Here is a 13,171-nt window from a genome sequence, read left to right as displayed (position 1 = left end):
TCCGCGGCACCGGGCGCCTTCGCCCGGCCCGCGCGCCGGTACCGTAGGAACTCCCCCGGAGGGAGGTTCAACTGTCCACGTCCCACGAGGTCCTGTGGAGCATCGGCGAGCTCGCCGAGCGCGCGGGTGCCACCGTGAAGGCTGTCCGTTTCTACTCCGACCGGGGTCTGCTGCCCGAGGCCTCCCGCAGCGGCGGCGGGCACCGCCGGTACGGCCCCGAGGCGCTGGAGCGGCTGCGGCTGATCCGCTCCCTGCGCGCCCTCGACCTGCCGCTGCCCGAGGTGCGCCGGGTGCTCCAGGACGAGGGCGCGGCGGGCCGGGTGCTGGAGGACGCCGTCGCGGGCCGGCTGCGCGACCTGGGCAGCGAACTGAAGGCGCTGCGCTGGCGGGAGGCGGCGCTGCGGCTGGTCGCGGAGTGCCCGCCCGCGGAGCGCGCCGAGCGGCTGCGGCTGGTCGGCGCGGTGGGCGTCCCGCCGAGCACGGCGCCGCTGGCCCGGTTCTGGCGCGCCTGGCTGCCGCCGCGGATGCCGGCCCGGGCGACGGCGGCGTTCCTGGAGGTGGCCGTTCCGCAGCCGCCCGACGAGCCGGACCCGGCGCAGGTGCTCGCCTTCGCCCGGCTGCACGCGATGACGACGGCTCCCTGCTCCGGCGGCCGGCGGCCCCAGCCCGAGGTGCACCGGGTGGCCGGGGCCCGCGGCGCGGCCGTACTGTACGCGGGCCTCGCCGAGGCGTACGAGCTCGCGGGCCCGCAGCTGCGCCGAGCACGGGATCCGTACCCGGGCGAGGCGCTGGACGCCTACGTGGCGGCGTACGCGAGCGCGTACGGCAGCCGGGACACCCGGGAGTTCCGCCGCCTGCTGTCCGCCCGGCTCGCGGCCGGCCCGCGCCTGGACCGCTACTGGGAGCTGACGGCCGTCCTGCTCACCCCGCCGGGCGGCCGCCCGGAACCGACCCCGGGCTCCACGGACGACTGGCTGCGCACGGCACTGGACCGGGACAACGCGGGAGCGGGGTAGCGGCGGGGCGGGACGGTCCCCGGGAACCGCCGGGCCGGCCGCGCGTGCACCGCCTTCCGGCGGGGCGGGCGGGTCGCGGGCGTATCGCCTTTCGCCCGGGGCCCGGCGGCGTGGTCACGCCGTCAGGTGAGCTGCGGCGGGCGTTGGAGCGGGGCGACGCGGGAGCGGGGTTGCGGCGGGGCGAGCGGGCCGCGGGCGTATCGCCTTTCGCCCGGGACCCGGCGGCGTGGTCTCGCCGTCGGGTGAGCTGCGGCGGGGGCTGGAGCGGGGCGACGCGGGAGCGGTGTTGCGGCGGGGCGGGTGGGCCGCGGGCGTACCGCGTTTCGCCCGGGAGTCGAGGGGGCTGTCGCAGCCGTCAGATGACCTTCAGGCGCACCAGCGCGCCGAGCGTCAGCGCGCCCGGCAGCAGCGGCAGCCACACGGTGATGATCCGGTAGGCCAGCACGACCGCCGTGGCCACCGCCGCCGGGCCGCCCACCGCGACCAGCGCCACGATCAGCGCCGCCTCCACGGAGCCCAGCCCGCCGGGCGTGGGCACCAGGGCCACCGCGACCGTCGCCGCCAGGTAGGCCAGCACCGTGTGCGCGGGCGGCACCGGCAGCCGCAGCGCCTGCGCGACCGCGGCCAGCCCGGCCGCCTGGAGCGCCGGGAAGGCCAGCGAGCCGCCCCACAGCGCCAGCGCGCGGGCCGGCCGGGTGTGCACCGACCGCGCCTCGCCGAGGGCGTCCCGCGCGAACGCGCACACGCGCCGGCGCAGCGGTCGTACGAGCGCCGGGACGGCGCCCGCGACGAGCAGCAGGCCCGCGCCGCCCAGCAGCAGCGGCAGTGCCGAGCCGGCCGGCAGCAGGGTGCCGGGCCGCAGCGCGTCCGGGAACGCGATCAGCAGCGCGGCCAGCAGGCCGAGCCGGCCCACGCACTCGGCCAGCAGGAACAGGGCGAGCGCGGCCGAGGAACGGGCCAGGGGCACCCCGCACACGGTCATGAAGCGCAGGTTCACGGCGCCGGCGCCGAGCCCGCTCGGCAGCAGGTGGTTGGCCGCGGCCGCCGCGAACTGGGTGGCCAGCAGCCGCCCCTTGGGCAGCGGCTGCAGCACCGCGCCCTGCCGGGTGAGGGCGGCGGCCCCCCAGGACAGACAGGTGGCCGCGGCCGCCGCGAGCAGCCACGGCCAGGAGGCGGTCCGCAGGTGCCCGAAGCCCTCGGCGAGCACCGAGCGGTGCCGTGCGGCGGCCACGGCGACGAGCACGAGCGGCACCAGGCACAGCGCCTGGCGGACCGGGAGGCGCCGGGGAGGGCGCCCCGGGGTGTGCGGGACGGCAGTCACATCCGCACAGGCTTTCCGAGCCGCCGGAACAGCGGGTGAAAACCCCGGGACCTTGACCTCAACGAAGCTTGAGGTTCTAGGTTCTTTCCCATGAGCATGGAGACCACTGCCTGGACGCAGCTGCACAGCGTGATGAACGCGCAGTCCGAGCGCCGCCCGTTCGCCCGCGCCACGCTGCGCCGCATCGCCGCCTTCGCCCGCCCGCACCGCGCCGGGATCGTCCGGTTCGTGCTGCTCGGGGTGGTGACGGCCCTGCTCGCCGTGGCGACGCCCGTGCTCGCCGGCCGCGTCGTCGACGCGATCGTGGCGGGGCACGACTCCGGCACGGTGGTCCGGCTGGCCCTGCTCATCGCGCTCGTGGCGCTCGCGGAAGCGGGCCTCGGCATCCTCGGCCGCCGGCTGTCGGCGACGCTCGGGGAGGGACTCATCCTCGACCTCCGGACGGCTGTGTTCGATCATGTGCAGCGCATGCCCGTCGCGTTCTTCACACGTACGCGTACGGGCGCGCTCGTCAGCCGTCTCAACAACGACGTGATCGGCGCCCAGCGGGCCTTCGCCAACACCCTCTCCGGCGTCGTCAGCAACCTGGTCACCCTGCTGCTCACGCTCGCGGTCATGCTCACCCTGTCCTGGCAGATCACCCTGCTCGCCCTGGTGCTGCTGCCGGTGTTCGTGCTGCCCGCCCGCCGCATGGGCCGCCGGATGGCCCGTATGCAGCGGGAGGCGGCGGCGCTGAACGCGGCCATGGGCACCCGGATGACCGAACGGTTCTCCGCGCCCGGCGCCACCCTGGTCAAGCTGTTCGGGCGCCCGGAGGAGGAGTCGGCGGAGTTCGCGGCGCGGGCCGCCCAGGTCCGGGACATCGGCGTGCGCACGGCCACGGCCCAGTCGGTGTTCATCACCTCCCTGACCCTGGTCTCCGCCCTCGCCCTGGCCCTCGTCTACGGCCTCGGCGGCTGGTTCGCGCTGCGCGGCACCCTGGAGCCCGGCGCGGTGGTCTCGCTCGCCCTGCTGCTGACCCGGCTGTACGCCCCGCTGACCGCGCTCGCCGGGGCCCGGGTGGAGGTGATGAGCGCGCTCGTCAGCTTCGAGCGGGTCTTCGAGGTGCTCGACCTGGAGCCGCTCATCGCGGAGAGGCCGGACGCCCGCGAGGTCCCCGAGGGGCCGGTCGCCGTCGAGTTCGAGGACGTCCGCTTCTCGTACCCGTCCGCCGACCAGGTCTCCCTCGCCTCCCTGGAGGAGGTCGCCGCGCTCGACACCCGTGGCGGCTCCGAGGTGCTGCACGGCATCTCCTTCCGTGCCGAACCCGGCCGGACCGTCGCCCTGGTCGGCTCCTCCGGCGCCGGCAAGTCGACCATCGCCCAGCTCCTGCCGCGCCTGTACGACGTCGACGCGGGCGCGGTCCGCATCGGCGGGACCGACGTGCGGGAGCTGACCGCCGCGTCCCTGCGGGCCACCCTCGGCATGGTCACCCAGGACGGCCACCTCTTCCATGACACCGTCCGCGCCAACCTGCTGCTGGCCCGCCCGGACGCGGGGGACGACGAGCTGTGGGACGCCCTCGGCCGCGCCCGCCTCGCCGACGTCGTACGGTCCCTGCCCGACGGGCTGGACACGGTCGTCGGCGAGCGCGGCTACCGGCTCTCCGGCGGCGAGCGCCAGCGCATGACCATCGCCCGGCTGCTGCTGGCCCGCCAGCGGGTGGTCATCCTGGACGAGGCCACCGCCCACCTGGACAACACCTCGGAGGCGGCCGTCCAGGAGGCGCTCACCGAGGCCCTGGAGGGCCGCACCGCCGTGGTCATCGCCCACCGCCTGTCCACGGTCCGGGCCGCCGACCAGATCCTGGTCGTGGAGGCCGGCCGCATCGTGGAACGCGGCACCCACGAGGAACTCCTGGCGGCGGAGGGCCGCTACGCCGAGCTGTACCGCACCCAGTTCGCGGGGCGCGGCGAGCCGGGGGAGCCGGCGGAGGCGGCGGCTCCGAGGGCGGCCGAGCCGGGGGCGGCCGAGCCGGGCGCCACGGAGGCGGGAACCGTGGAGGCGGGGGTGCCGACGGCGGGGGCGCCGACGGCAGGGTGACGCCCGCCGGTCACGCCACGGGCGCCCGCCGGTCACGCCACCGTTGCCCGCCGGTCGCGCCGCAGGAGTCGCGCGCGGGTGCGGGTCACCGGTGATCCGCACGCCCCTCGCCGAGCAGCGCGGCGACGGCCTCCCGGATCTCCTCGTCCCGGACGAAACCCCGGCGGTGCGGGATCCCGGCGCGCGGGCAGCCCCGGGCCGGCCGGGGCGAGGGCGTGCACCGCGGCCGGCCGGAGCCAGGCCTCGGGGGCGCCGAGCAGGTCGCGCCGCGGACTCCTGGCGCGGTTTGCCGTGCGCCACTTGACGCCAGTGGTCCGTACCTTTAGCTTCACGACTTAAACAAAGCCCCGCAGGTCCCAACGGCCGTATGTCCCCCCGCTGTTGGGCCTGCGGCCTGCCCCCCCACGAAAGGCCGCCCGCGCACATGGCCAGACCCCTCCCCGCGGCCGGGTCCCTCGCCGCACTCTCCCTCGCCGCCGCCCTGCTCACGGCGGCACCCGCCCCGGCGGCGGCCGCCGGGGCCGCCGCCCTGCCCACCGGGTTCGCCACGGTGATGAACGCCGCGAGCGGCAGGTGCCTGGACGCCCGGGCGGCCGGCACCGCCGACGGCACCGTCGTGCAGCAGTACGCCTGCAACGGCACCACGGCCCAGCAGTGGAGCCTCACCGACGCCGGCGACGGCTACGTCCGCATCGCGACCCGCAACGACACCAGCCGGGTGGCCGATGTCGCCGACGTGTCCACGGCCGACAACGCGCCGGTGCACCTGTGGAGTTACGGCGGCGGCGCCAACCAGCAGTGGCTGCCCGTGGACGACGGCGGCGGCGCCTTCCACTTCGTCAACCGCAACAGCGGCAAGTGCCTGGACGACCCCGGCGCCTCGCTCGCCGACAGCGTGCAGTTGGTGCAGTACACCTGCAACGGCACCGCCGCCCAGCGCTTCCAGGTGGTCCCGGTGACCCAGTCGGCGGCCGACCCGGACCTCGGTCCCAACGTCGTCGTCTTCGACCCGTCGATGTCCTCCTCGGCCATCCAGGGCAAGCTGGACACGATCTTCAAGCAGCAGGAGACCAACCAGTTCGGCTCCCAGCGCTACGCCGTCCTCTTCAAGCCCGGCGCCTACGACGCGAACGTCAACGTCGGCTTCTACACCCAGGTGCTCGGCCTGGGCCTGACCCCGGACGCGGTGACCGTCAACGGTGCCGTGCACGCCGAGGCCGACTGGTTCCAGGGCAACGCCACCCAGAACTTCTGGCGCGGCGCCGAGAACCTCTCCGTCAACCCCGCCGGCGGCGGCGACCGCTGGGCGGTCTCCCAGGCGGCGGCCTACCGCCGGATGCACCTGCGCGGCAGCCTCGCCCTGGACGACGGCGGCTGGTCGTCCGGCGGCTACCTCGCCGACAGCAAGATCGACGGGCACGTGAACTCCGGCAGCCAGCAGCAGTGGCTGACCCGCAACTCCCAGCTCGGCAGCTGGACCGGGTCCAACTGGAACATGGTGTTCGTCGGCAGCCAGGGCGTCCCGGCCACCAGCTTCCCGAACCCGCCGCACACCACCGTCGCGCAGAGCCCCGTCACCCGGGAGAAGCCGTTCCTGTACGTCGACGGCTCCGGGAACTACCAGGTCTTCGTGCCCTCCGTGCGCACCAACTCCACCGCGACCAGCTGGGCGGGCGGCACCCCGGCCGGATCCTCGCTGCCGCTCAGCCGGTTCTACGTCGTCAAGCCCGGCGCCACCGCCACCCAGATCAACGCGGCCCTGGCGGCCGGCCAGAACCTGCTGGTCACCCCCGGCGTCTACCACCTCGACCAGACGCTCAAGGTGACCCGCCCGGACACGGTCGTCCTCGGCCTGGGCCTCGCCACCTTCGTCCCGGACAACGGCGTCACCGCGCTGTCCGTCGCCGACGTCGACGGCGTGAAGATCGCGGGCCTGCTCTTCGACGCCGGCACCACCAGCTCGAAGACCCTCGTCGAGGTCGGGCCGGCCGGCTCCACCGCCTCCCACGCGGCCGACCCGACCTCCCTGCACGACGTCTACTTCCGCATCGGCGGCGCCGGCGTCGGCAAGGCGGCCACCAGCCTCGTCGTCAACAGCAGGAACGTCATCGGCGACCACATGTGGATCTGGCGCGCCGACCACGGCAGCGGCGTCGGCTGGACCAGCAACACCGCCGACACCGGCCTGGTCGTCAACGGCGACGACGTGACCATCTACGGGCTGTTCGTGGAGCACTTCCAGAAGTACCAGACCGTCTGGAACGGCAACGGCGGCCGCACCTACTTCTTCCAGAACGAGATGCCGTACGACCCGCCGAACCAGGCCGCCTGGATGAACGGCTCCACCCAGGGCTACGCCGCCTACAAGGTCGCCGACTCCGTCACCAGCCACCAGGCGTACGGCCTCGGCAGCTACTGCTATTTCAACGTCGATCCTGGCGTCACGGCGGCCCGCGCCATCGAGGCGCCGAACAACCCGAACGTCCGCTTCACCAGCATGGTCACCGTCTCCCTCGGCGGCACCGGCACCATCAGCCACGTCGTCAACAGCACCGGAGGACCCTCGAACGCGACGACCAACGTCGCGAACCTCGTCCGCTACCCGTGATCGGAAAGGTGGCCTTCCGGACGTGTGAGCCCGGCCGGTCCTGGATACGCGGTCTGCACGGCTGCACCGTCCGTCCGGAAGGTCACCCCTGCCATGACCAGCTCATCCCGCCCCGGCCACCACTCCGAGGTCACCCTCCGGGTCAACGGCAAACCGCACACGCTGCGCGTCGACCACCGGCGGGTCCTGCTCGACCTGCTGCGTGAGGACCTCGACCTCACCGGGTCCAAAAAGGGCTGCGACCACGGCCAGTGCGGTGCCTGCACCGTGCTGGTCGACGGCCGCCGCATCAACAGCTGCCTGCTGCTCGCCGTGACCCTCGACGGCAGCGAGATCACCACCGTCGAGGGCCTGGGCGGCGACGGCGAGGAGCCGCACCCGCTGCAGCGGGCCTTCCTGGACCGCGACGCCTTCCAGTGCGGCTACTGCACCCCCGGCCAGCTCTGCTCCGCCGTGGGCATGCTCGCCGAGGCCGCGGCCGGCCACCCCTCCCACGTCACCGACCCGCGGACCCCCGCAGGGCCGCCCGTACCGCTGGACCGGACCGAGATCCGCGAGCGGATGAGCGGCAACCTGTGCCGCTGCGGCGCCTACCCGCGCATCGTCGAGGCGATCGAGGACGTGATCTGAGTGAACGGCTTCGGATACCTCAGGCCCGCCGGCGTCCAGGAGGCCGTCGAGGCGTACGCCGCCCACCCCGGCGCCCGCTACCTCGCCGGCGGCACCAACCTGGTCGACCTGATGAAACTCGGCGTGGAACGGCCCACCGCCCTCATCGACGTCGGCCGGCTGCCGCTGGACGGCATCGAGGAGCTGCCCGACGGCTCCCTGCGGGTCGGCGCCACCGTCCGCAACAGCGACCTGGCCGCCGACCCGCGGGTCCGCGCACGCTGGCCGGCGCTGTCCCAGGCGCTCCTCGCGGGCGCCTCCGCACAGCTGCGCAACGCCGCCACCACCGGCGGCAACCTGCTCCAGCGCACCCGCTGCCCCTACTTCCAGGACCTGGACAAACCCTGCAACAAACGGGAGCCGGGCAGCGGCTGCGGCGCCCGGGACGGCGTCCACCGCGACCACGCCGTCCTCGGCCACTCCGCGCAGTGCATCGCCACGAACCCGTCCGACATGGCCGTCGCCCTGGCCGCCCTGGACGCCCAGGTCGAGCTGTACGGCACCGAGGGCCCCCGGCGCCTGCCGGCGGCCGACTTCCACCGGCTGCCCGGCGAGCACCCCGAACGGGACACCTGGATCCGCCCCGGCGAACTGATCACCGGCATCGTGCTCCCGGCCGCCACGGCCGGCGTCCCGTCCGCCTACCGCAAGGCCCGGGACCGGGCGTCGTACGCCTTCGCCCTCGCCTCCGTGGCCGTGCGGCTGCGGGTCACGGACGGCGTCGTCGACCAGGCGGGCATCGCCTTCGGCGGGCTCGCGCACCGCCCCTGGCGGGCCCGGCACACCGAGCTCGCCCTGCTGGGCGCCCACGCCACCCCCGCCGCCTTCGAGGGCGCCGTGGCCCTCGAACTCGCGCACGCCGAGCCGCTGCGGGACAACGCCTACAAGGTGTCCCTCGCCCGCAACCTGGCGCTGGACGTCCTGAACCGTCTGGCCCCGGCCCCCGCCCCGGCCTGAGCCGCCCCCGCAGGAGCAGGAGGATCCCCATGACCGGCACGACCGGCACGACCGGCACCGCCCTGGGCGCCCCCGCCGAGCGCCGCGAGGGGCGCCAGAAGGTCACCGGCGCCGCCCGCTACGCCGCCGAGTACACCCTGCCCGGCCGCGCCCACGCCTGGCCGGTGCCCGCCGCGGTGGCCCGCGGCCGGGTCCGCGCCGTCGACACCTCGGCCGCCCTCGCCCTGCCCGGCGTCCTCGCCGTCCTCACCCCCGCCGACGCGCCCCGGCTCGCCGAGCCCGAGGACCACACCCTCGCCGTGCTGCAGGGCCCGGACGTGCCGCACCGCGGCTGGTGCGTGGCCCTGGCCGTCGCCGAGACCCCGGAGGCCGCCCGCGCCGCCGCCCGGGCCGTCCGGGTCACCTACGACACCGCATCCCACGACGCCGCGTTCACCGAGCACCACCGGGACGGCTACGCACCGCAGGAGGCGGGCGGTGAGCCCGGCCGCGTCGAGCACGGCGACCCCGAGGCCGCCTTCGCCGGGGCCGAGGTCCGCGTCGACGTCACCTACCGGGTGCCGCCCCTGCACAACCACCCCATGGAGCCGCACGCCAGCACCGCCCACTGGGACGGCGACCGGCTCACCGTGTACACCTCCAGCCAGGGCGGTACGACGGTGCGGGCCACGCTCGCCCAGCTGTTCCGGCTGCCCGAGGAGCGGATCACCGTCGTCGCCGAGCACGTCGGCGGCGGCTTCGGCTCCAAGGGCACCCCGCGCCCGGACGTCGTCCTGGCCGCCATGGCCGCCCGGCACACCGGGCGGCCCGTCACCCTCGCCTACGCCCGCCGGCACCTGCCGACCGTCGTCGGTCATCGCGCCCCCACCGTGCAGCGGCTGCGGCTCGGGGCCGGCCGGGACGGCCGGCTCACCGCCCTGCTGCACGAGACGACCAGCCCCATCTCCCGGGTGAAGGAGTTCGTGGAGTACGCCGCGGTCGTCTCCCGCGTCATGTACGCCGTCCCGAACCTCCTCAGCTCCCACCGCGTGGTGCCGCTGGACGTGCCCACACCGTCCTGGATGCGAGCCCCCGGCGAGGCACCCGGCATGTACGCCCTGGAGTCCGCCGTGGACGAACTCGCCGACGTGCTCGGCCTGGACCCGGTGGAGCTGCGGGTCCGCAACGAACCGGCGGAGGAACCGGGCAGCGGCAAACCGTTCAGCAGCCGGCACGTCGTGGAGTGCCTGCGCGAGGGCGCCCGCCGCTTCGGCTGGGAGGACCGGGACCCGCGCCCCGGCATCCGCCGCGAGGGCCCCTTCCTGCTCGGCACCGGCGTGGCCGCCGCCACCTACCCCGTGCAGGTCTCCCCGTCCACCGCCACCGCCCAGGCGCTGCCCGACGGCGGCTTCGTGGTCCGGATCAACGCGGCGGACATCGGCACCGGGGCCCGTACCGTCCTCGCCCAGGTGGCCGCCGACGCCCTCGGCGTGCCCCTGGACCGGGTGCGCACCGAGATCGGCCACAGCGACCTGCCCCCGGCCCCGCTGGCCGGCGGCTCCATGGGCACCGCCTCCTGGGGCTGGGCCGTCCACGAGGCCTGCGCCGCACTGGCGTCCCGGCTGGCCGCGCACACCGGACCGCTGCCCGCCGAGGGCATCGAGACCCGCGCGGACACCACCGGAAAGGCCGACGCCGACAGCCCCTGGGCGCGGCACGCGTTCGGCGCGCACTTCGCCGAGGTCGCCGTCGACACCGTCACCGGCGAGACCCGGGTGCGCCGGCTGCTCGGCGTCTACGCCGCCGGACGGATCCTCAACGCCCGCACCGCGCGCTCCCAGTTCACCGGCGCCATGATCATGGGCCTCGGCATGGCCCTCACCGAGAGCAGCACCCTGGACCCGGCGTTCGGCGACTTCCCCGAGTCCGACCTCGCCTCCTACCACGTGCCCGTGCACGCCGACATCGCCGACATCGAGGCCGACTGGATCGACGAGGACGACCCCCACCTCAACCCCATGGGCAGCAAGGGCATCGGCGAGATCGGCATCGTCGGCACCGCGGCCGCCATCGGCAACGCCGTCCACCACGCCACCGGCATCCGCTTCCGCGAACTGCCCCTCACCCCCGACCGGATCCTCGCCGGCCTGCTGTCCGAAGGCTGACGGTGGACGGGCCCACCTGGGAGTACGAGGGGTACCGGCCAGCGGAGGAACGCCTGCGGGAGTCGCTGTGCACCCTGGGCAACGGCTACTTCGCCACGCGCGGGGCCCTGCCCGAGTGCACCGCGGACGACGTCCACTACCCCGGCACCTACGCGGCCGGCTGCTACAACCGGCTCACCTCCGAGGTCGCCGGGCGCCGGGTCGAGAACGAGGACATGGTCAACCTGCCCAACTGGCTGCCGCTGCGGTTCCGGCCGGCCGGCGGCGACTGGCTCACCCCGGACACCACCCCCGTCGCCGAGCACCACCAGATGCTCGTCCTCGACCCCGGCCTTCTGGAACGCCGTACCCGCTACCCGCTCGGCGCCGACGCCAGCCTGCTGGTCCGGCAGGAGCGCCTGGTCCACCTGGCCGACCCACATCTCGCCGCGCTGCGCACCGAGTTCACCGCCGAGGGCGATGCCGTCGAACTGGACGTCGAGGCCGCGCTGGACGGGGGCGTCACCAACTCCGGGGTCGGCCGCTACCGGGAGCTGGACGGCCGGCACCTCAGCCACGTCACCGTCGGCACCGCCGCACCCGGCACGGTCTGGCTGCGCTGCCGTACCCGCACCTCGGAGATCGGCTTCGGCCTGGCCGCCCGGCTGACCGCCCGGGCGCCGGTCACCCACGCCAACGAGGCCCACCGCGCGGTACAGCGGCTGCTGCTGCGGCTGCCGCCCGGCGGGACCGCCACCGTCGACAAGACCGTCGCCCTGCACACCTCCCACGACCCGGCGATCAGCGACCCGCTGCGCGCGGCCGTGGACCGGGTCGGCGCCGCGCCCGGCTTCGACGAGCTGCGCGAGACGCACCGCTCGGCCTGGGAGCAGCTGTGGCGGCGCACCGCGCTCGACGTGCCCGGCGAGGCCGGCAGCATCCTGCGCCTGCACCTGTTCCACGTGCTGCAGACCCTCTCCCCGCACACCGCGGATCTGGACGTCGGCGTGCCCGCCCGCGGACTGCACGGCGAGGCCTACCGCGGGCACGTCTTCTGGGACGAACTCTTCGTCCTGCCCTACCTCGACCTGCACCTCCCGGAGGTCTCCCGCGCCCTGCTGCACTACCGTCACCGCCGCCTGGACGCGGCCTGCCGCGCGGCCCGCGACCTCGGCCGGTGCGGCGCCCTGTACCCGTGGCAGAGCGGCAGCGACGGCCGCGAGGAGACCCAGCAGGTGCACCTCAACCCGCGCTCGGGCCGCTGGCTGCCGGACCACTCCCGGCTCCAGCACCACGTCGGCTCGGCCGTGGCCTACAACGTCTGGCGGTACTGCGAGGCCACCGGCGACACCGAGTTCCGGCACGGCGAGGGCGCCGAGATGTTCCTCCAGATCGCCCGCTTCTGGGGGCAGTCGGCGCACTGGGACGACCACCTCGGCCGGTACCGCATCCGGGGCGTGGTCGGCCCCGACGAGTACCACGACGCCTACCCCGGCGCGGACCGGCCCGGCCTGGACGACAACGCGTACACCAACGTCACCGCCGCCTGGGTGCTCACCCGCGCCCTGGAGCTGCTGGACGGCCTGCCCGAGCCGCGCCGCCGTGAACTCGCCGAGCACATCGGGCTGGCCGCGGACGAGCCCGCCCGCTGGAGCGAGGTCTCCCGGGGGCTGCACGTCCCCTTCCACGACGGGGTGATCAGCCAGTTCGACGGCTACGGCGACCTCGCCGAGCTGGACTGGGAGGGTTACCGCAGGCGGTACCACGACATCCGGCGCCTGGACCGGATCCTGGAGGCGGAGGGCGACACCGTCAACCGCTACAAGGCGTCCAAGCAGGCCGACGTGCTGATGCTCGGCTACCTCTTCTCGCCGCTCGAACTCCGGTCGCTGTTCCAGCAGTTGGGACACCACCTGGACGAACACGGCTGGCTCGTCACCGTGGACCACTATCTGCACCGCACCACCCACGGCTCGACCCTGAGCGGCCTGGTCCACGGCTGGATCCTGGCCCGCGCCCGCCGCGCCGACGCCTGGAGCTTCGTCCAGGAGGCGCTGCGCGGCGACATCGCCGACCTGCAGGGCGGCACCACCGGCGAGGGCATCCACCTCGGCGCGATGGCCGGCACCCTCGACCTCGTGCAGCGCGGGCTGACCGGCCTGGAGGCCCGCGGCAGCGGACTGTGCCTCGATCCCGTGCCGCTGCCCGAGCTGTCCTCCTACGGCTTCGCGATCCGCTACCACGGCCACTGGGGCGTGCGGCTGCGGCTGCGCAGCAGCCTGCTGGAGATCGCCGTGCCGGAGTCCGACCAGCCGCCCATCGACGTCCGCCTGCGCGACAGGGTGGTCCCGGTCGGGCCGGGGGAGACGGCCCGGCTGGTGCTGCCCGACTGACG

Annotated in this window: 8 protein-coding genes; 7 read left to right on the top strand and 1 reads right to left on the bottom strand. The window is 75.1% G+C overall.

The window, feature by feature from the left end; genetic code table 11:
- The first annotated feature begins 71 nt into the window (after positions 1-71).
- On the top strand, positions 72-1,016 hold the full coding sequence (locus tag ABZ923_RS19905) for a MerR family transcriptional regulator (protein ID WP_361473303.1): 945 nt from the start codon (positions 72-74) through the stop codon (positions 1,014-1,016).
- Positions 1,017-1,371: 355 nt separating this feature from the next.
- Here ABZ923_RS19905 and ABZ923_RS19900 read toward each other — a convergent pair whose 3' ends face one another.
- Complete coding sequence (locus tag ABZ923_RS19900) at positions 1,372-2,337, bottom strand: lysylphosphatidylglycerol synthase domain-containing protein (protein ID WP_361473269.1); 966 nt, start codon at positions 2,335-2,337, stop codon at positions 1,372-1,374.
- 96 nt (positions 2,338-2,433) lie between these two features.
- On the opposite strand from ABZ923_RS19900, the gene ABZ923_RS19895 reads away from it, so the two are divergent.
- The 6 genes from ABZ923_RS19895 (at position 2,434) to ABZ923_RS19870 (ending at position 13,169) form a co-directional block, all read left to right on the top strand.
- On the top strand, positions 2,434-4,419 hold the full coding sequence (locus ABZ923_RS19895; protein ID WP_361473300.1) for an ABC transporter ATP-binding protein: 1,986 nt from the start codon (positions 2,434-2,436) through the stop codon (positions 4,417-4,419).
- 424 nt (positions 4,420-4,843) lie between these two features.
- Complete coding sequence (locus tag ABZ923_RS19890; RefSeq protein ID WP_361473266.1) at positions 4,844-7,027, top strand: RICIN domain-containing protein; 2,184 nt, start codon at positions 4,844-4,846, stop codon at positions 7,025-7,027.
- A 93-nt stretch (positions 7,028-7,120) separates the two neighbouring features.
- On the top strand, positions 7,121-7,657 hold the full coding sequence (locus tag ABZ923_RS19885) for a 2Fe-2S iron-sulfur cluster-binding protein (protein ID WP_361473263.1): 537 nt from the start codon (positions 7,121-7,123) through the stop codon (positions 7,655-7,657).
- Complete coding sequence (locus tag ABZ923_RS19880) at positions 7,658-8,653, top strand: xanthine dehydrogenase family protein subunit M (RefSeq protein ID WP_361473260.1); 996 nt, start codon at positions 7,658-7,660, stop codon at positions 8,651-8,653. It begins immediately after the preceding gene.
- A gap of 29 nt (positions 8,654-8,682) precedes the next feature.
- Positions 8,683-10,797, top strand: a complete 2,115-nt coding sequence (locus ABZ923_RS19875) for a xanthine dehydrogenase family protein molybdopterin-binding subunit (RefSeq protein ID WP_361473257.1) — start codon at positions 8,683-8,685, stop codon at positions 10,795-10,797.
- Between the two features lie 2 nt (positions 10,798-10,799).
- Positions 10,800-13,169: a glycosyl hydrolase family 65 protein gene (locus ABZ923_RS19870; RefSeq protein ID WP_361473255.1), complete on the top strand. Its 2,370-nt coding sequence runs from the start codon at positions 10,800-10,802 to the stop codon at positions 13,167-13,169.
- Positions 13,170-13,171: the final 2 nt, after the last annotated feature.

It is taken from the genome of Streptomyces sp. NPDC046881 (assembly GCF_040645015.1).
Lineage (GTDB): Bacteria > Actinomycetota > Actinomycetes > Streptomycetales > Streptomycetaceae > Streptomyces.
Note: the sequence above shows the minus strand (reverse complement) of the source record. Positions and strands in the feature narration are given on the sequence as shown.